Here is an 18,862-nt window from a genome sequence, read left to right as displayed (position 1 = left end):
CTCCCCGACATAACGCCGGGGAGCCGAGTTATCGGATCAACTGTCAGCGATTCTTCTGGATCCGGATCTGCTCGGTCGGACTGTCGTCCCCACCGCGACCCGGCCCACGCCGGGCCGCACCGACCGGCGCGGACCCACCGCGGATCCCGAGGAACACACCGCCGACCACTGCGGCCACACCGAGCACGCCGAGCACGATCGGCATGATCCGGCCGTACAGCGACAGCTTGTCGATGTTCTCCTTGGCCACCGAGATCTGCGATTCGATGGTGTTCTCGTCGAAGACGAGGTGCGACTTCAGCGCGGTGACATCGGGGTGGTCACCGCTGCGCGCGTAGTAGAGGTGGATCTGCTCGCCACCCTTGATCACCGTGCCGGTCTGCGGTTCGACCCACAGGTCGCGGGTGTCGGTGTAGAAGCGGCTCATGGTGACCGGCTCGTCGCCCTCGAGGCCCCACTTGGCGGCGGGCAGGCTCAGCTTGTTGGACGGCGACTGGATCACGTCCCACAAGTTGGTCACCGGGACCGTCATCTGGAAGTGGTAGACCTTCATATCGTTGATTTCGGTCTCTTCGATGAAGTTGGCATCGAAGGTCTTACGCGCATTGATATCGAAGTACGGGTAGGTCTTCTTCTCGGTGCCGATCGGGAAGCGGTACTGCAGACCGGTGTGCTGGACCGGGTCGGCAATGCTCTCCATGTCCTTGTTCACCGTGACGGCGATGGAGCCGTTGGGGTCCTTGGCCACGGGCTCGCCGGACTTGCGGTCGATGGTGACCCGGTCCACGGTGGCGCTGAGTAGGCCGGTGTCGCCCTGCTTGTCGATGCGACGCAGGGTCTGACCGGCCTGGAGGGTCATCTCGGTGGCGTCGGAGGGCTCCTCGACGGTGGTGAACCGCTGCGAGATCAGCGGCACATTGGTGTCGATCTTGGCCGCGCCCTCCGGTGCGGTGAGCGACTTGGAGTCCAGGACCAGGCTGTCCTCGCCCGACTGGTTCGTCGCGATGGTTGTGATCTCGAGGTCGAGTGGAGTTTTGGCCAGTTTGCTGACGGTGTAGGTCGGGATCATCACCGCGGCGACGATCAGCAACGCGCCGAGACCCACGAGCAGGCAGGCCACCGTCCTTCTGGTTCCGGCACTCAGTGCCATGCAAACTCTCCTCGTCGTAGAACACAGGTCTGTACGGCGAGTACTGCGGGCGCACCGCGGCACTCGTGAGCCCCGACACTAACAGCCCGATGTCGTACCATGCGGTGCCGAGGCCGGATTCGACCCAGAAATCGCCCGAGTCTAGCGCGAAATCTGAAACGTCGGGTTACCAGCTGGTAGGGCGATATTCGTAGCGACTGCTTGCAGGTCGCTCGAAAGGGCCGGCAGACTGGAGTTCGATGACCGCTACCCTGCCCGCGCCGACCACCGACGCCGCCATGCGTACGCGCGGTTTCGTGCCCGCCCTCGAAGGTATGCGCGGCATGGCCGCACTCGGTGTGCTGCTGACCCATGTCGCATTCCAGACCGGTGCCGCGAATACGCCGGTGCTCGGTCGGATTTGGGAACGGTTCGATATGGCGGTCGCGGTGTTCTTCGCACTGTCCGGCTTCCTGCTCTGGCGTCCGCATGCGGCGGTGGCGCGCGGACTGGGCACCGCGCCGCCGGTCGGCCATTACTTCCGGCATCGGGCGGCGCGCATTCTGCCCGCGTATTGGGCGGTGGTTGCCGCGGTGCTGATCCTGGTGCCGGCCGCCGCCGATACCGCGGGCCTGCGGGTATGGGTCTCGAATCTGGCATTGACGCAGGTGTTCGTGCCGCTCACGCTCACCGATGGGCTCACTCAGATGTGGAGTCTGTCCGTCGAGGTGGCGTTCTATGTCGTGCTGCCGCTCTTGGCCTTCGCGACGGTGCGGCTGCGTGGCGATGCCGCGCGCTGGCGAATTCCCGCGATCCTCGCCCTCGCGGTGGTGAGTCTGGGCTGGAATTTCCTACCGGTGCCGACTCCCGACGCCATTCACGCCGACAATTGGCTGCCGGGCTATCTGCCGTGGTTCGCGGGCGGCATGTTGCTCGCCGAGCTCGTTGACAATAGCGATCGGCTATCGCCACGGCTTCGGGTGCTCGCGAATCAGCCGGTGATGTGGAGTATCGCCCTGATCGCCTTCCTGATGTCCGCCACGGACCTGGGCGGCCCCGCCGGTCTGACGCGGGCCGAGCCCTGGCAGTACGTGGCGAAGATGGGATTCGGCGCGGTCATCGGCTTCGCGCTGCTCGCTCCGCTGGTGCTGCGTCCGCCCGGCGCCCGTCCACATCGCTGGTTGGAATCCGGGCTCGCCGCGATGATCGGCCGCTGGTCCTACGGCATCTTCCTCTGGCATCTCGCGGTGCTTTCCGTGGTGTTCCCGATCTTCGGAATCCTTCCCTTCAGTGGCAACTTCGGCAGGGTGCTCATCCTGACGATCGCGATCACCCTGCCGATCGCCGCGGCCAGCTATGCACTCATCGAGGAACCGGCGCGCCGGTTCGCGCGTGATCGGGATCGTGCGAAGGCCGCGCGCTCGGCCACGGCCGTGACGCAAGCGCGCGACGATACGGTTGGCTGAGCGGGTTCGGGCCGCGGCAAGTGCGTTGCTCACGCCCGGTGACTGTGAGCGCTCGAATGCGGACCGCAAGATCAGCGACTCCTGCGCGAGATCTTGCGGGTTGTGGCACTGATCAGCCATCGAGCTGGCGGCGGATGTCGACCAGATGGTGCCGCAACTCGTGCAGCGTGTGCAGAGCCAGCCAGCGCAGTGTGCGTTCCTGTCGCTGCGGGTAGGTGAAAATGAGCTCCCGGTCCCAGGCCGAAGGTGTCAGCCGGTCGAGGACGTTGGCGAACAGCATTGCCGCATCCTCGAGCTGCCTGGCCACATCCGACGGTTGCTGATCGGCATAGCCGTCGTGCTCGACCCGCTCATCGCGACCCATGGGCTCCGGCTCGGGTCTATCGACCCGGCGGGCAAGCAGTACGCGTTCCCGTTGTGCGAGCAGGACATCCCGCACATGGCAGGCATATTCCAATGGTGACCACACCTCCGGCGCCCTCCGCTGCCGCAGCACCCGGATATCACCGTCTAGCAGTGCCGCGTACTCCGCCGCGTGCACCCTGGTCAGCGCCGACACCTCGGGAACCAACTCCGGGTCGTAGTCGAATCCGCACTCCGCGCAGTCCGTCATCTGATCGAGGCTAGCAATCGGCTGAATCCCTCAACGATGTTCGTGTCGCGCGGGCAGCGCGGCAATGCCGACGGCGATTACGGCGAGTAGTGCGGGCAGTTGCACCCACAGCGAGCCGCCCACGTATCCGCCTGCGGCGCGCCATGGTCCGGTGGACAGGGCCGCCGCTGCGGTCGCGGTGCCAAGGCCCGCAATGGCGGCGAGGACTTTCGGTGTCATCCATGCGGAGAACCTGGTGGCGGCGAGTATGACTATGGTCAGTGCCGTGCCGACCGGTCCGGCGATTACTGTTGCGACAGCGGTGATTCCGAGTGCGCCGAGAATGCGATTGCCCCAGGTGGTCGGGGGCGAATCGCCTTCGATGGTTCGATCGGCTGCATGCACATCAGCATCGGCATCGGGTGCGTTGGCGGAGGCTGGATTCATATCGGCGTCGGCGCGTGCGTTGGCGTCGGGTGTGTTCGCCTCGGTGGCGGCAGGGCTGTGCGGACCGGTCGCATTTCCACCGGCATCCGCACTCACGCGTGAATTCGGCTTCGGGCCACCGGCTGCCGGGATCCGGCGCTTGCGCGGGATGGCCAGTAGGGCCAACGGGAGCAGCAGGAGCAGACCGCCGAAGATGCTGAGGCGGTACCAGCGGTCGATGGGGAATGAGACGGTGATGGGATTCGATCCGGCGGCGTAGTTGTCCGGGAGCAGCCAGCCTTGCTGCCAACCGTTGACCACGACCGGCTCGAGTGCTTTGCCGTCAGCCGTGCGTGCCTGCCAACCGACATTGGTGCTGAGCGGCAGAACAACGAGCTGCCCCGATCTCGTCGTGGGCGTCGCCGTGGCGGGGTCGAAACCGGTGCGGTTCAGGCGAAGCCGGTCGACGAAGAACAGATCCGTCGGTGCGACCGTCACGTCCGCACGGCCCGCGGCCACCGCGATCGTGTCGGTGGTTTCGGCGGTGTCGGCCGAACCGGGGCGGCCCGCATCCTCGCCATGGACCGATTCGGGAGGAGGTTCCGAATCCGCACACACGCGAGCGGGAACCGGTGCACCAGAACGCAATTCATCAGCAGTCGCCGTGACAGAGGTATGTACGAACCGTCCACCGAGCGCGATCGTCGGCCCTTGCGCGCACGGGACGGTGATCAGCCGATCCGGTGCGGCGGGCGCGGGGTAATCCGGACCGAGCACCGACACCTCGGCGAGACCGGGCGGCTGTGCCTGGGCGTAACCGAGGGCGGTGCGGTCGAGTACCGGCTTCCAGGTCTGGATGCTCAGTTCGATGCGATCGGTCACGGTGGGCTGCAAGGAGATTCGGGTCGATTCACCCGGTTCGAGTTCGCGGACCTGTGGGCCGTTGCCGAGATTTACCGCCACCGATACGGGGGCGGCGGGCAGCCCACCGAGCGACGGTGTCACATCGAGACCCGTCACCAGTGCCGGTTCGGGCAATTCCAGGGTGAGTGTCGGTTTGCCGCCCGCCAGATTTCGTACCGAATCCTCCGGCGCGGTCCAACTCGTCCGCGGATCCCCATCGGTCGCCGCGAAGGCGGAACCACGCAGGTCGCCGACATCGGCCTTACCCCGGGCGACGGGATGGGTGTGGTCGGTGAGCAGCGCCTCCAGCGTCGGACCCTGCCGAGTTCGCACGGTCAACTGCGGCGTCACCGTCATCGGCTCCGGCACCGAAAGCGTGCGCTCGAATGTGCCGGGTTCTTCCGGTGCCAGGGCGAGTCCCTTACTGCACCGCACCCGGTCCGGCGCATCGAAGCACGCACTACGCCCCGGGAATTCCTGACCGAGATCCCAGGCCCGCACCTGTGCGCCCGCCGAGGTGGGCGGCAGCACGGTCCGGTGCCGAATATCGACCCGCACGGGTGCGGCGCGGTCGGTGTAGTCGTTCAGCGTCAGCTCGCTGATCCCGAATTGTCCACCGCGCGTTCCGTCCTCGGTGCGGATGGCGGTGATGGTGAGCCAGTCGGTTTTGCCCGCGGGCAACGAAATCGATACCGGCTTACCGGGTTCGGGAATCCGCGCGGACACACTCCCGTTCGCGGTCCGCACCTCGACCCATTTCACCGGATCGCCGATGGCAGCCGCACTGGTGGTCAACTGCAGCAGGCCGGAACTGATCGGCTGGTCGAGATCGAGCCGAAGCCATTGTCCCAGTGCGTGTTCGGCGCCATTGCTGATCCATGCGGTCGACGGATCACCATCCACGACGGCGGCGGTCGAACTGCCGGGTGCGGATCCACCCAACTGCGTCGCGTCGGCGGCGGAACTCGATGCGGTGACCGTCGCCCCCGACCATTCCCCGCGCACCAACTCCGCGCCGGGCACCGGATAGTCGGGCACCAGATTGTGCGTGCGGCGCGCATCGTCGGGCGCGCGCAACGCCGAATTGTGATTGTCCACCCGACCGAAATCGGCCTCTCGGTCCATCGGCGTATCCGTCACGGTCAACGGCCCGATCGGCAGTCCGGCCGCCGCCGCATCGGCGGCGAGAAGCATCGGTGCGGTAGTGGCATCGCGGCGCAACCGTTCGAGCACCTCGGGCCCGCCCTGAACCGTGCCGACCGATGCCATGGGCACCGCATAGGCACCTGGGAACGATGACGGTGCTCCGGTGCCGCTGCGAATTTCGATGGGGGTCCCGGCGGACTTCGCCTCGACCCGATAGATCTCGACCGCCGGATACGCCGGCCGCAGATCACCATCGGCGACCAGACCGTCGGACATAACGGCAGTCTGGATCGGGTTGCCGAATTCGGCGACCTTGTGCAATCCCGGTGACCCGTCGATCGCCTGATGTGCCAGCATCGGCCGGGTCGAACGCGATGTCTCCGGATCGAGATCGTTGCGCAATACCAGAATTCCGATGCCCTGTTCGGCCAGCGTCGCGGCGAGACCAGTCGACGGTCTGCCGTCGGCGATCAACCGCTGCACCGAATCCATGGCCCGGATGGTGCCCGGCGGATTCAGCGGGACCGCATCGCGAATCGCCCACGGCGTACTCGCGAGCGCCTGCAGCGGCTCGTCGCGGGTGAGTCCCCACACCTGACTGCCGAAGGGGGCGCCGGGCACAACCAGCGCTCGGGTGTCGGCGGCATTGTGGGACAACCACTGCGCCGTCTGCTTCCAGTACCCTGGCACCTCGTCGTAGGCGCCGCGCGGCGCGAGCTTCGTGGTCCAGGCCAATGAGGTGGACAGCGCGAGCGCGGTGAGGATCAGGGCGGCGACCGCGACCGACTTATCGCGTTCGGGATGTGCGAAGGCATTGCGCCATACCGGCATCGGGACGGATGCGGGCAACGCCACCTTGCGCAATAGGTGTGCGAGGCCGAGTACCAGCGGAATTCGGATCAGCGGTTCCAGCTTGTGCACATTGCGCAGCGGCGCGCCCCCGGCATCCAGGAATACGCGCACCGAATCCGCGAACGGCCCGCTCAGTTCACCGACGAATCCGGCACAGATCCCGACCAGTCCGACCAGCAGGATCAGCGTGAGTCGCCCGCGATAAGGCATGGACCGCATGGCCAATCCGGCCATACCCGCCGCCGCGAGCAGTCCGGTGGCCAGCACCGCCGAAGGTTGGGTCACCAGGACCGCGCCCGCGATCCGCTCCGGCGAGACGAACGGTGTCCAACTGTCGGTGCCGCGCAGCACCTCACCCAGCGACGCCCACTGTGTGGTCACCCCCGAGGATTCGATGTAGTCCAGGAACGGCGGACTCACCTTGCCGAGCAGCAGCAACGGCACCGCCCACCAGAAGGTGGCCAGTACCAGCAGTGGAATCCAGGTTCGGGTGAACCGCCACCAGCGCCGGTTCGGCCGATACGACGCCCACCACAACAGCGCGGGCAGAAATGCCGCGACCGTCGCCACCGCGTTGACCGCACCCATCAGCGCCAGTGCCAGCGCACTACCGGCGGGCGAGGCCGCACCGCCGCGTCGATTGCGATAGGCGGTGCCCAGTGCGGCGGGCGCGAGCAGCACCCACGGCGCGAGGACCATCGGCAGCGTTTCCGAGGAGATCGAACCCAGCGTGGTCAGCACGCGCGGTGATAGCGCGAACGCGGTCGCTGCCACGATCCTGGACCCGCGCGACCCGATGCCGAGCGTTTCACACAGCCGGACGATGCCCCAGAACCCGGCGAGCAGCAGCAATGCCCACCAGATCCGCTGTGTCACCCATGCGGGCAGCCCGAGCACATGTCCGGCCGAGAAGAACGCGCCGTGCGGAAAGAAGTACCCGTAGGCCTGGTTCTGCACCTGCCCCATCGGGGCCTGACTGCTCCACAGATGGGCGGCGCGTTCGAGGAAACCCAGCGGGTTCTGCGCTAAGTCGTATTTGGTGTCGGCGACCGTCAGGCCGGGCGCCTGGAGGAAGGTGAGTAGGAACGCCGCGACCACGGTCCCGACGAACCAGCCGCGGCCCAGCGCGGCGCGGTCGTGCGCCGCATCGGAGGTACCGAGCGGGCCGGCAGGGGAAGCCCGATTCTGCGGTGGATTGGCGGTTCTCCGAGGCCGCTCCGTCGTCACGCTGCGCTACCGCCCCCGCGGGCGGCGCTCGCCTCGTCGCGGGTCAGCGGCTGCCGTACTCAACGTTGTTGAGTAGCGAGGAGGTGGAGTCGCTGCGCTCGATATCCGGCCGCGTGTTCTGCTGCACTGCCATCGTGATGACGAACACCGCGATCACGCCCAACACGGCGCCGGCGACCGCACTCGCAACACCAGGGACAGCAAACTTCATCGCGGCACTCCAATACATCGATGCAGGCACATTCTGGGCCAACCTAGCAGGGCCGCGCGCGATCACCTACGTTCAGGCCACCGATAGCGAAACCGAATTGCGGGCAGGGGGTCGCTCAGCTCGGGACGGCGCAGTGCAAACTGCCGAGCAGGGTGCGCAGCTTGGCGGTGGTCTCGTCCAATTCGGCCTGCGGATCGGAGGCGGCTACGATGCCGCCGCCCGCGAAGGCGCGGATCGCGCGCCCGTCGGCGGTGATTTCCGCGCTGCGGATGGCGACCACCCATTCGCCGTCGCCGTGCGCATCGCACCAGCCGACCGCGCCGCCGTAGAAGCCGCGTTCCTCTTCTCTGTGCGCGATCGTGTCGAGGGCGAGATCGGTCGGTGTGCCACCGACCGCCGGGGTCGGGTGCAGTCGGATCGCCAGGTCGAGCGCGGTCGTCGCGGGATCGCGCAGGCGGCCGGTGATCGGGGTGGCCAGATGCCAGACCTCGTGCGTACTGATCAGCTGCGGACCGTCCGGAATGCTGAGTTCCGCGCACACCGGTGCGAGCACTTCGCGGATCCAGTCGATGACGAACGCATGCTCGTCACGATTCTTGGTGCTGGCCAACAAATCTCGCGCTTGTGCGGCATCGGCGTCCGGATCGGCGAGGCGCGGCAGCGTACCCGCGAGCGGATGCAGCGTGACGGTCGCGCCGTGCCGCGCGACCAGTACCTCCGGGGTGGCGCCGACCAGCGTCACACCCGGCCGCCCCGCGGCCGTCAGATCGACCGCGAAAACATTCGCATGCGGATGCCTGGTCAACAGATGTCCCGCGACCAACTCCGGGTCCAGCGCGCTATCGGCTTCGACCAGCACCGATCGAGCGGCCACGACCTTGCGCAACGGCTGCGCCGGATCGTTCAGCTGCTCGACCAGTTTCGTCACCCGCGCGACATGCTCTGCCGGACTGGGTATTTCGGCAATGACCCGAACGGCGGGCAAGTCCGGCAGCGCCGCGGGCCGCCATGGCCCGACCGTATGTTGTGCCTGTTCGGGCACGCTCAGCGCGGCCGGATTCCGCGGATCGAACGGCAGGGCCCCGACGATCAGTTCGGCGGATCCGTCCCGCAGCGCCGCCACCGCCCGTGCCGCCTCGTCGAAGGCGACCCGGGTCCCCGACGCGCGGACCACCCCACCGGGCTGGGCGAGCAAGAAACCGTTCATGATCCCTCGACCCTAACCCCGCAAACCCGGAGCAGAGCCACCCGAGCGATCCAAATCTCAGCGACGCGGTTCCCTGCCCGGCGGCACCATGAGCACCGGACGGTGGCAATGTTTGAGTACGGCGTCGGCGACGCTGCTGTGCATCAGCGCTCGAATACCGGTGGCGCCGCGCGTACCCGCCACGATGATGTCGACGTCCAAGTCGTCGGCGGTTTCGACGATGGCGTTCCAGATCGTCGTCGTGCATTCCGCGGTGCGTGCCTCGGCATTCAGACCGGCGAGTTTGGCCAGGCGGACGCCCTCGATATTGATATTGCGGGCGTCGACATAGGCGACATCCTCGATCTCTTCGTCGGGCACCCATTCCGGCTGCATCACACCGGAGAGTCCGGACAGCCGAGCGGCCTGGCGCACCATCGGTTCCCAGGCGGTGAGCACCACCGCTCGGTTCGCCGCGAGGAACCGACCGGCATATTCGATGGCCCGCTTGGCATTTTCGGAACCGTCATAGGCGATGAGCATGAGATCGCACGGCACGATGACCTCCAGTTGGGAGTCATTTGGCTACGTCACAACATTACTCCGGACAACTCCGTCCCGAGGTATTGCCGCGCGCGGATAATCTGCTGCGGGAAAGGATTGAACAGCGGAAAACCGACCGGGCGATACGGACCAGGAGCGGATATGCCCGATGCGAACGAACTGTTGTTCTTCGGCAGGCACGAGATCGACCCGCGGACGCTGCTGTTCTATGAATGGCGGCAGCGGCTCGAATCGGGCTATCCGGTAGCCGAGTTCGAGTCCGAGGTGCGCGCGCTGATTGCCGCCGATCCGGTCGAACCGACCGAATGCTGGGCGGTTCTCGAGCGACTCGAGGGCGCCGAACGCGATCCCGACTGGGGTTATGACGAATCAGAAACCGCGGCACCGCCATGCGCCATGCGGCCGGTCGCGCCGATACCCGAGCTGTTCGAGCGGATCCATGGTGGTTGGCTCGGGCGCTGCGTGGGCTGCACACTCGGTAAGCCGCTGGAAAACGGATTCGTTTGGACGCCCGCGCGAATCCGTGCCTACCTCGAGCGGGCCGGTGCCTATCCGCTGACCGACTATGTGCCCGCATTATTGCCGCCGTCGCCGGAATATCCGTTGAATCCGACCTGGCCGGTGTCGGTGCAGGGGCGCATCGATGGCGCGCCGCGCGATGACGATGTCGATTACACCGTCCTGGGCCTGCGCCTATTGGAAACGTGCGGAACGAATTTCACACAATCCGATGTCGCGGATGCCTGGTTGACACATCTGCCATTTCTGCAGACCTATACCGCGGAGCGGGTCGCCTACCGCAATCTGATCGCCGGTCGGAAACCACCGCAGGTGGCCGGGTATCGAAATCCGTACCGCGAGTGGATCGGTGCGATGATTCGCGCGGATATCTACGGTTACGTCAACCCGGGTAATCCGGTACGTGCCGCCGAACTCGCGGCGCGCGATGCCGGGCTCTCACATATCGGCAACGGTATGTATGCGGCGATGTGGGCTGCCGCGCTGGTCGCCGCCGCCTTCACCGCCGATGGCATAGTGGATGCGGTTTCCATTGCCCAACAATGCATTCCGCACCGTTCGAGGTTGTACGCCGCGGTCGCCGAAGTGATCGCGGACCATGACAGCGCCATGCCGTGGGAGCAGGCCGTCGAAGCCATTCACCGCCGCCACGACCACTACAACTGGGTGCACGCCATTCCGAACGCCTGCCTCGTCACCGCCGGTTTGCTCTGGGGCGCTGGCGATTTCACCCGCACCATCGCGCTCACCGTACAAGGTGGTTGCGATACCGACTCCAATGGCGCGACGGCGGGTTCGGTCGCCGGAATCCGGGTCGGTGGAGGCGGGATCCCGGCCCACTGGACCGACCCGTTCCACGACAGACTGCACAGCGCGGTCTTCGGCCAAGACGGCAGCCGAATCTCCGACCTGGCTCGCCGGACGCAGCGCTTGGCCGCTAGTCGGACCTGAGTCGAACCCGCCGGAGCGCGCGGATTACCGTGAGTGTTATGCGGAAGACGCCTATCGTCCTGCTCGCAATTCTCGCCGCCGTCGCGACGGCCTGCTCGAACGGTGACTCCGGCTCCGCGCCGTCGCCCGCCTCGACGCACGACGCTACGACCGGTTTGGCTCCCGCCACCACCGTCGCCAGACGCGACTGCGGAGCGGACTTTCTCGCCAAGCTCACCACCCGAGAGAAACTCGCCCAGCTGCTGACCGTCGGTGTCACAGGTGCCGACGACGCCACGAATGTGGTGCGCAATTCGCAGGTCGGCGGCATCTTCGTCGGCGGCTGGACCGATCGGTCGCTGCTGGCCGATGGCCTGATCAAGCAGGTCAAGGACGCGGCCGAGATACCGCTGCTGGTGACCATCGATGAGGAGGGCGGCCGGGTCTCCCGGGTCAAGGATCTGATCGGCGCGGTCCCGTCGGCCAGGGTGACCGCTCAGACCATGACCGCCCAGCAGTTCCACGACGCCACCGTGACCCGGGGGCGCGCCCTCAAGGATCTGGGCGTCACGGTGGACTTCGCCCCGGACGTCGATGTGAGCAGCCAGCCCGACGACTCCGTCATCGGCGACCGGTCCTTCTCCGACGATCCCGCGGTGGTCACCGAATACGCCGACGCCTACATCCGCGCCATGAACGAGGTCGGCGTCGGCACGGTGATGAAGCACTTCCCTGGCCACGGTTCCGGATCGGGCGATTCGCATACCGGCGCCGTCCGTACCCCGCCGCTGTCGCAGCTGCAGACGGTCGACCTGGTGCCGTTCCGCAATCTGATCGGCTCCGGTGCCGCCGTCATGGTCGGCCACCTCGACGTACCCGGCCTGACCACTCCTGATGTCCCCGCCAGCATCAGCCCGGAGGCCATGTCGCTGCTGCGCGATGGGACCGGCTACGGTGCGGCCCCGTTCCAGGGTCCGATCTTCACCGATGACCTCGGCGGCATGGCCGCGATCACCAGCCGGATGAGCATCGAGGACGCGGTCGAGGCGGCGCTGGTCGCCGGTGCCGACAATGCCCTGTGGATCACCACCGATGCGGTGCCGCAGGTGCTGGATCGGCTCGAGCAGGCAGTTTCGAGTGGCCGCCTGTCCGCAGAGCGGGTCGACGCATCGGTGCTGCGAATGGCTCGATTCAAGGGCGCGCTGCCGTCCTGCTGAGTGCCGACCCGTTCGAGCGACCTGCAAGCGGTCGCTACGGGTGTCGTATGTTGTACAGCCGCCTTGTCGCTGGACAGCCGTAATATCGCTCTGCTGGACAGCTGAACAGTGTTGCCCGCGAATCCAAGGACATCGCGGTCCGAGGGATGGGAGCCGAGTGCCGATAGTTCGCCGAACTTACGAACGCGCAATCCGACCCACCGAACTTACCTTGGAGTAATATAAGAGCTTCACCATGTGGTAGGAGAGTGATGGCGGGCGGAACGAAGCGACTTCCTCGTGCGGTTCGTGAGCAGCAGATGCTCGATGCCGCGGTCGAGGTCTTCTCGCGTAAGGGGTTCCACGACACCTCGATGGACGCGATCGCCGCCGAGGCGAAGATCTCCAAGCCCATGCTGTATCTCTACTACGGCTCCAAGGATGAATTGTTCCGCGCCTGCATCCAGCGCGAGGGGTTGCGCTTCATCGAATCGGTGGCCCCGGCGGGCAATCCGCAACTGTCCCCGCACGATCAGCTCCGCACGGCACTCGAGGGTTTCCTCGGATTCGTCGACCGCAACCGCAACTCCTGGCAGGTGCTCTACCGCCAGGCGATCGGTCAGCAGGCCTTCGCCTCGGAAATCGAGAACGCCCGGGAACGCGTCATCGAACTGACTGCCAAACTCCTCGAATCCAGCGCCAAACACGCCGAACCCGGCACCAACTTCGACATTGTCGCCGTGGCCGTCATCGGCGCGGGCGAAGCCATTGCCGACCGCGTGGCCAGTGGCCGCATCGAAGTCGCCGAGGCAGTCGACCTGCTGGACGACCTCGCCTGGCGCGGCCTCGCAGGCCGCAAAAAGGCGGAGTAGCGCCGGACCCGCCGCGGCCGTCAGTTCGGTCCCGCGCTCGAGTCTTCTCCTGCGTGTGTGTTCGCACGCTGATTCGTGCGCGGCGGGCAACCCGTGCGCCGCGGGGCAGGACTGGCTTGCGGCGGTGTTAACGGGCTGCCAGAGTGCGGGAGATCAAAAGAGTGGACCGGCGCAGTTGGGTCGGGGAACGGGGCGGAATTGTTCGGGATGTTGCGGCCGTGTTCGCATGGGGCCGAGAAATACGGGATCGATGCGGGGCAGTGGCGTGCACATATGTGTGGGCTGTGTTTGGGGTTGCGGGACGGGCACGGGCAGTTGGCGCGGGCGGCGACCAATACTGATGCGATCGTCCTGAGCGTGCTGACCGAGGCGCAGCTGCCCGGTACGGCGGGGCGGACCACGGCGGGGCCGTGCGCACTGCGGGGGATGCGTCGAGCCGAGGTGGCGAGTGCGGATGCGCCGGGCGTACTGCTGGCGGCCACCGCGTCACTCTTGTTGGGCTCGGCCAAGATTCGCGATCACGTCTACGACGGTGACGGCTCCGTGCTCACCGGCCGCCCGATGACGAAGGTGTCGACCCGCTGGGCGGACCGCGCGCGATCACAGGCAACGCTGATCGGCCTCGATGTGGAACCGCTTGTCGCCGCGATCAACTCGCAGCCGCACCTGGAAGCCCTTGCCTTGGCCGGTGCCGATGGCTCGGGACTTTCGGCGCGCGGATTGCCCAGCGGCAGGCCCGAAACATCGGAAGATGCGGCTCGCACCATCACTCTCGACGAGTTGACCGCGCCGACGCAACTCTGCGCGGCGGAATTCTTCGCGCACACCGCGGTTCTGGCCGACCGGCCGGACAACATCGCCGCTCTGCGCGAGGCGGGCAGGCATTTCGGACGGATCGCGCATCTCGCCGATGCCGTCGAGGACTTCGACGACGACCGGACCCGCGGCCGCTTCAATCCGCTCGCGGCTACCGGAACCACCATGCCCGAGGCCTACGATCTGCTGCGGCAATCGAATTCGCGGCTGCGCCGAGCGGTTGCGGAGGCGAAACTGGACCAGGTCCCCGCCATTCGCTGGATGCTGCTCGACCCACTGCACTCCGTGGTGCGCAGAGTCGGCGGCGGCCTCGGCGCAGCCGCCCACGCCTGCCGCGCATCCCGGCACACCCCGACCATGCAGTACCCGACGCCACCGGGAACCGGATTCGAGAAACCGCCGCGCCGCCCAGGGGTCGGCCAGGCGCTGGCATTGGTTCTCGGCGTCTACTGCACCGGCTACGCCTGCTGCGCCGACCACACCAACCCATGCAGCGGCAAACGCAAGGACGCCTGGATCAAGAACTGCGACTGCGGCGATTGCTGCGATGGCTGCGACTGCTGCAGCAACTGCTGTGACTGCGACGGCTGCTGCGACGGTTGCGGCTGCGACTGCTGACCCGCGCGCTCGACTCCGACCCGCCACGCACCGATCTGTCCTACGATTCGCCGGGATTCGTGTGCCGCAGCTGAATCGGCGCGGCGAGCTGCGCCGTTCCTACCGCGCATGTTCTGTCGCGTCGCGCACTGATTTACCCGGCATTCGCTGCGCAGAAGGCGAATTCACGCGCGGCAGCGGGCCGGCCCGCGCGGGTGCGGCTGGAAACGGCGAAGCCGCACCCCGTACGGGGTGCGGCTTCGGGCGAACTCAGCGCAGGGTGGCCGTCAGATGCGGGTAGCCCTTTTTCGGGTGCAGCAACGCCAGGTCCCAACCGCCCTCGACTTGGTCGGCGTAGACGTTCACGGTGGACGGCAGCAGAATCGGCTTGCCGAACTTGACCGCGTAGCTCGCCTTTTCCGGAATCCGCCCTTCGACATTCGAGAGGATGTTCGCGGCCGACCACATGCCGTGCGCGATCGCTTTCGGGAAGCCGAATGCCTTGGCGCCCAATGCCGAAGTGTGGATCGGGTTGTGGTCCCCGGAGGCGGCCGCGTACCGGGTGATCGTCTTCTGATCCACCCGAACGGTCCGCATCGGCGGCGGCGGCACCTCTTCCGGCTTCGGCTCACCCTTCGGCTCACCCGAAAGCGAGGTGCGCTGTTGGTGCAGGAAGGTGGTGACCTGACGCCACACCAGCTCCCGGCCGACGTTCACCTCGGTGATCGCATCCACCAGCAGCCCCTTCGGGTGCTCGCGCAGATTCTCGATATGCGTGGTGAAGTCCAGCGGCTCGCTCACCGAGATCTCGCGACTGCGCTCGATCAGATTCTGCGCGTGCACCGCACCTACCGCGACGAACGGAAAGTCGCGTGCCACAACGAGTTGCATCGCCAGCGGGAAGCTGAGGATGAACGGGTACGTCAGCGGCAGCGAGTCGCCGAACCGCAGTCCGGTCGCCCGGCAGTACGCGGCCAGGTGATCCGGATCAACGCGCAGTCCCGCCAGCCGCACGATGCGGTCGGGCAGCGTCGATTTGCGTGCCGAGATCAGTGGCACCGGCACCGCACCGAGCGCGGCCTTGACGAAAAGGCTGCTGTTCTTGGGAGGTTCGGTGAGCGTGATCGTCTCGGTCATCATGCGCCGATCAGGCTCTGACCGCAGACCCGAACCACATTGCCGCTCACCGCATTCGACGCCGGGCTGGCGAAGTAGGCGATGGTCTCGGCGACGTCGACGGTCTGTCCGCCCTGCAGCAGTGAGCTCATCAGCCGACCCGCCTCGCGGGTGGCCAGCGGAATGGCCGCGGTCATGGCGGTTTCGATGAAACCGGGCGCGACGGCGTTGATGGTGATGCCCTTCTCGGCCAGCTTCGGCGCCTCGGCGTCGACCATACCGATGACACCGGCCTTGGAGGTGCCGTAGTTGGTCTGGCCGCGGTTGCCCGCGATGCCAGCGATGGAAGACACGTCGATTACTCGGCCGCCCTCCTTCAGGGCGCCACGCGCCACCAGCCCCTCGGTAATGCGGTGCGGTGCGGCGAGATTCACGTTGATGACCGATTTCCACCGGCCCTCGTCCATATTGGCGAGCAGCTTGTCGCGGGTGATGCCGGCGTTGTGCACGATGATGTCGATGCCGCCGAAGCGCTCGGTGGCGAATTCCGCCAGCTTCTCGGCGGCGTCCGACGCGGTCACGTCGAGCGCGAGCGCGGTCCCGCCGACCTTGTTCGCGGTGGCCGAAAGGGCCTCACCGGCGGCCGGGATATCGGCGACGATCACGGTGGCGCCATCGCGGGCGAATACCTCGGCGATGGTCGCGCCGATGCCGCGCGCGGCGCCGGTGACCACGGCGACCTTGCCATCGAGCGGCTTATCCCAGGCGGCCGGGGCCACCGCGTCGGCCTTGCCGACCCGGATGACCTGACCGTCGACGAATGCCGATTTGGCCGAAAGCAGGAAGCGCAGCGTGGATTCCAGACCGGAGGCGGTGGCGGAGGCCTCCGGGTGCAGGTAGACCAGCTGGGCGGTGGCGCCGCGCAGCAGTTCCTTGGCCACGCTGCGGGTGAAGCCCTCGAGCGCGCGCTGGGCGATCTGCTCGTCGACGCCCGCGGTCAGCTCGGGGGTGGTACCGATGACGATGACGCGACCGGACGCCGCGATGCTGCGCATGGCGGGCTGGAAGAATTCGAAAAGCTGTGCGAGATCCTCGACCGTGCCGATGCCGGTCGCGTCGAACACCAGCGCTCCGTACTTCTGACCCGACGCGGGCGCGTCGGCGAAGGTGTAGTCCGACAGCAGGGTGCGAACGGGTTCGGCGACGCGGCCCTTGCCGCCGAGCAGTACCGGACCGGGCAGCGGCGGCTCACCGGCCTGGTAACGGCGCAGGTTCTCCGGCTGCGGCAGGCCCAACTTGCTCGCCAGGAACTGGCCGGGAGCGGAGTGTACGAACGATCCGTAGAGGTTGGGAGCACCCTTGCTCTTGCTTGCTGCCACTGTTTCTCCCTTTTCTGTGTCTCGTGTGTCGTGGTTTCGGCCCGCCGGTGGCTCTGCTGCCGAATGGTCTGTTCGCTCACTAGCTGCCCCGGCGCGAATTTACGCAGACTTGCCGGGTACGGTGTCGACAATAAACTTACTCCAGAGTAAGTTTAAAGTAAACCAACCGCGACGGGGCGTCGATCTGCGCGGACACGTCCGCGCCGAACGGCCCACCGGGCACCCGACGAGACCTTGGAGACTCGAGTGACAACCAAAGCCCGTTCAGCGAAGAGCACGGCCAAGAAGGGCCCACGCCCGGTTGCGATCGTGGGCGGCAACCGGATTCCGTTCGCCCGCTCCGACAAGGCCTATGCCCACGCCTCGAACCAGGACATGTTCACCGCCGCGTTGGACGGATTGGTGAGCCGGTTCGGCCTGCAGGGCGAGCGCCTCGGCATGGTGGTCGGCGGCGCGGTGCTCAAGCGCGTCGGCGAGCACGGCATGATCCGCGAGAGTGTGCTCGGCAGCAAGCTCAGTCCCTACACCCCGGCCCACGACCTCCAATTGGCCTGCGGCACCGGCTTGCAGGCGATCGTCACCGTCGGTGACGCGATCGCCGCCGGTCGCATCGATGCCGGTGTGGGCGGTGGCACCGATACCACCTCCGACGCTCCGATCGGGGTCAGCGAGGCCATGCGCGAGTGGATGCTCGACGCCAACCGCGCCAAGACCAATAAGGACCGCCTCAAGCTGGTCGGTCAGTTGCGCCCGGCCATGCTCGGCATCGAAATTCCGCGCAATGCCGAACCGCGCACCGGACTGTCCATGGGTGAGCATGCCGCCATCACCGCCAAGGAATTCGGCATCGCGCGCGAGGCGCAGGACGAACTGGCCTACCTGTCGCACAAGAATATGGCCGCCGCCTACGACCGCGGCTTCTTCGACGATCTGATCACCCCGTTCCTCGGCCTGACCCGCGATGACAACCTGCGTCCCGGTTCGACCATCGAGAAGCTGGCCACCCTGAAGCCCGTCTTCGGCACCAAACTGGGCGATGCCACCATGACCGCGGGTAACTCCACCCCGCTCACCGACGGTGCCTCCGCGGTGCTGCTGTCCAGTGCGGAATGGGCCGCCGAGCGCAATCTGCCGGTGCTCGCGAATCTGGTCGATTCCGAGGTCGCCGCCGTCGATTACATCCACGGCCCGGACGGCCTGCTGATGGCGCCCACCTACGCGGTGCCGCGCCTGCTGGCCCGAAATGGCCTGACCTTGCAGGACTTCGACTACTACGAGATCCACGAGGCCTTCGCCTCGGTGGTGCTGGCCACCCTGCAGGCGTGGGAGTCGGATCAGTACTGCAAGGAGCGGCTGGGTCTGGACGGCGCGCTCGGTTCGATCGATCGCAGCAAGCTCAATGTCAACGGTTCCTCGCTCGCCGCGGGTCACCCGTTCGCCGCGACCGGCGGCCGCATCGTGGCGTCCGCCGCGAAGATGTTGGCGGAGAAGGGATCCGGCCGCGCGCTGATCTCCATCTGCGCCGCGGGTGGTCAGGGCGTTGTCGCGATCCTGGAGCGCTGAGCGCTCCCCCGCCTCCCCGGATATACAGCGCCGGACCCGAGTGCCACGGCGTCGGCGGCTGGGGGCAGGCGGTGGCCGGGTTGGAGCGTACCCGATGAGTTACCCATGTGCTGACGAAATCAGCTGTCGCCTTTCGAGAAAGCTGATGTGAACACGAGCCGGGGGTGGGTGG

14 protein-coding genes are annotated in these 18,862 nt (G+C 66.8%); 6 read left to right on the top strand and 8 right to left on the bottom strand.

Going from position 1 to position 18,862, the window contains the following annotated elements:
- Positions 1-43: 43 nt before the first annotated feature.
- Positions 44-1,150 carry a DUF3068 domain-containing protein gene (locus tag AB0L58_RS36745; protein WP_364394674.1) on the bottom strand — a complete coding sequence of 369 codons (1,107 nt, stop codon included), beginning with the start codon at positions 1,148-1,150 and terminating at the stop codon, positions 44-46.
- Between the two features lie 239 nt (positions 1,151-1,389).
- Between AB0L58_RS36745 and AB0L58_RS36740 the strand changes: the two genes are divergently transcribed.
- Positions 1,390-2,595 (top strand): acyltransferase, encoded by a 1,206-nt coding sequence (locus AB0L58_RS36740; RefSeq protein ID WP_364394672.1) that lies wholly within the window; start codon positions 1,390-1,392, stop codon positions 2,593-2,595.
- A 112-nt stretch (positions 2,596-2,707) separates the two neighbouring features.
- On the opposite strand, the gene AB0L58_RS36735 is transcribed toward AB0L58_RS36740, so the two are convergent.
- The 5 genes from AB0L58_RS36735 to AB0L58_RS36715 form a co-directional block, all read right to left on the bottom strand.
- Positions 2,708-3,208 (bottom strand): DinB family protein, encoded by a 501-nt coding sequence (locus AB0L58_RS36735; protein WP_364394670.1) that lies wholly within the window; start codon positions 3,206-3,208, stop codon positions 2,708-2,710.
- 30 nt (positions 3,209-3,238) lie between these two features.
- The gene (locus AB0L58_RS36730; protein ID WP_364394704.1) at positions 3,239-7,639 is read right to left on the bottom strand and encodes an alpha-(1->3)-arabinofuranosyltransferase; all 4,401 of its coding nucleotides are present in this window, start codon (positions 7,637-7,639) and stop codon (positions 3,239-3,241) included.
- A gap of 145 nt (positions 7,640-7,784) precedes the next feature.
- Positions 7,785-7,952 (bottom strand): DUF2613 domain-containing protein, encoded by a 168-nt coding sequence (locus AB0L58_RS36725; RefSeq protein ID WP_083898253.1) that lies wholly within the window; start codon positions 7,950-7,952, stop codon positions 7,785-7,787.
- Positions 7,953-8,067: 115 nt separating this feature from the next.
- A complete protein-coding gene (locus AB0L58_RS36720; protein WP_364394668.1) occupies positions 8,068-9,159 on the bottom strand; it encodes an isochorismate synthase in 1,092 nt (363 codons plus the stop codon).
- 57 nt (positions 9,160-9,216) lie between these two features.
- Positions 9,217-9,696, bottom strand: coding sequence for a universal stress protein (locus AB0L58_RS36715; RefSeq protein ID WP_364394665.1), 480 nt, complete (start codon positions 9,694-9,696; stop codon positions 9,217-9,219).
- Positions 9,697-9,843: 147 nt separating this feature from the next.
- On the opposite strand from AB0L58_RS36715, the gene AB0L58_RS36710 reads away from it, so the two are divergent.
- From AB0L58_RS36710 to AB0L58_RS36695, 4 genes are all read left to right on the top strand, one after another.
- A complete protein-coding gene (locus AB0L58_RS36710; RefSeq protein ID WP_364394663.1) occupies positions 9,844-11,172 on the top strand; it encodes an ADP-ribosylglycohydrolase family protein in 1,329 nt (442 codons plus the stop codon).
- Between the two features lie 38 nt (positions 11,173-11,210).
- A complete protein-coding gene (locus tag AB0L58_RS36705) occupies positions 11,211-12,368 on the top strand; it encodes a glycoside hydrolase family 3 N-terminal domain-containing protein (RefSeq protein WP_364394661.1) in 1,158 nt (385 codons plus the stop codon).
- Between the two features lie 251 nt (positions 12,369-12,619).
- On the top strand, positions 12,620-13,219 hold the full coding sequence (locus tag AB0L58_RS36700) for a TetR/AcrR family transcriptional regulator (RefSeq protein WP_364394659.1): 600 nt from the start codon (positions 12,620-12,622) through the stop codon (positions 13,217-13,219).
- Between the two features lie 207 nt (positions 13,220-13,426).
- Positions 13,427-14,653, top strand: a complete 1,227-nt coding sequence (locus tag AB0L58_RS36695; RefSeq protein WP_364394658.1) for a DUF5685 family protein — start codon at positions 13,427-13,429, stop codon at positions 14,651-14,653.
- Positions 14,654-14,902: 249 nt separating this feature from the next.
- Here the strand turns inward: AB0L58_RS36695 and AB0L58_RS36690 are convergent, their stop codons facing one another.
- Entirely contained in the window at positions 14,903-15,769 is an 867-nt protein-coding gene (locus tag AB0L58_RS36690) for a MaoC/PaaZ C-terminal domain-containing protein (RefSeq protein WP_364394702.1), read from the bottom strand.
- On the bottom strand, positions 15,769-17,127 hold the full coding sequence (locus tag AB0L58_RS36685; protein ID WP_364394656.1) for a 3-oxoacyl-ACP reductase: 1,359 nt from the start codon (positions 17,125-17,127) through the stop codon (positions 15,769-15,771). The genes AB0L58_RS36690 and AB0L58_RS36685 overlap by 1 nt, the downstream gene beginning before the upstream one ends.
- Before the next feature lie 246 nt (positions 17,128-17,373).
- Between AB0L58_RS36685 and AB0L58_RS36680 the strand changes: the two genes are divergently transcribed.
- Positions 17,374-18,690: an acetyl-CoA C-acetyltransferase gene (locus tag AB0L58_RS36680; protein ID WP_364394654.1), complete on the top strand. Its 1,317-nt coding sequence runs from the start codon at positions 17,374-17,376 to the stop codon at positions 18,688-18,690.
- Positions 18,691-18,862: the final 172 nt, after the last annotated feature.

It is taken from the genome of Nocardia sp. NPDC052112, from assembly GCF_040680135.1.
Taxonomy (GTDB): domain Bacteria; phylum Actinomycetota; class Actinomycetes; order Mycobacteriales; family Mycobacteriaceae; genus Nocardia.
The sequence above is the reverse complement of the archived record's forward strand: the minus strand, read 5'-3'. Positions and strand labels throughout refer to the sequence as shown.

Bases quoted from the DNA above. Each gene is read 5' to 3' on its own strand.
- AB0L58_RS36745 (WP_364394674.1), bottom strand. From the start codon at position 1,150: ATGGCACTGAGTGCCGGAACCAGAAGGACGGTGGCCTGCCTGCTCGTG.
- AB0L58_RS36740 (WP_364394672.1), top strand. From the start codon at position 1,390: ATGACCGCTACCCTGCCCGCGCCGACCACCGACGCCGCCATGCGTACG.
- AB0L58_RS36735 (WP_364394670.1), bottom strand. From the start codon at position 3,208: ATGACGGACTGCGCGGAGTGCGGATTCGACTACGACCCGGAGTTGGTT.
- AB0L58_RS36725 (WP_083898253.1), bottom strand. From the start codon at position 7,952: ATGAAGTTTGCTGTCCCTGGTGTTGCGAGTGCGGTCGCCGGCGCCGTG.
- AB0L58_RS36720 (WP_364394668.1), bottom strand. From the start codon at position 9,159: ATGAACGGTTTCTTGCTCGCCCAGCCCGGTGGGGTGGTCCGCGCGTCG.
- AB0L58_RS36710 (WP_364394663.1), top strand. From the start codon at position 9,844: ATGCCCGATGCGAACGAACTGTTGTTCTTCGGCAGGCACGAGATCGAC.
- AB0L58_RS36705 (WP_364394661.1), top strand. From the start codon at position 11,211: ATGCGGAAGACGCCTATCGTCCTGCTCGCAATTCTCGCCGCCGTCGCG.
- AB0L58_RS36700 (WP_364394659.1), top strand. From the start codon at position 12,620: ATGGCGGGCGGAACGAAGCGACTTCCTCGTGCGGTTCGTGAGCAGCAG.
- AB0L58_RS36695 (WP_364394658.1), top strand. From the start codon at position 13,427: ATGTTGCGGCCGTGTTCGCATGGGGCCGAGAAATACGGGATCGATGCG.
- AB0L58_RS36690 (WP_364394702.1), bottom strand. From the start codon at position 15,769: ATGACCGAGACGATCACGCTCACCGAACCTCCCAAGAACAGCAGCCTT.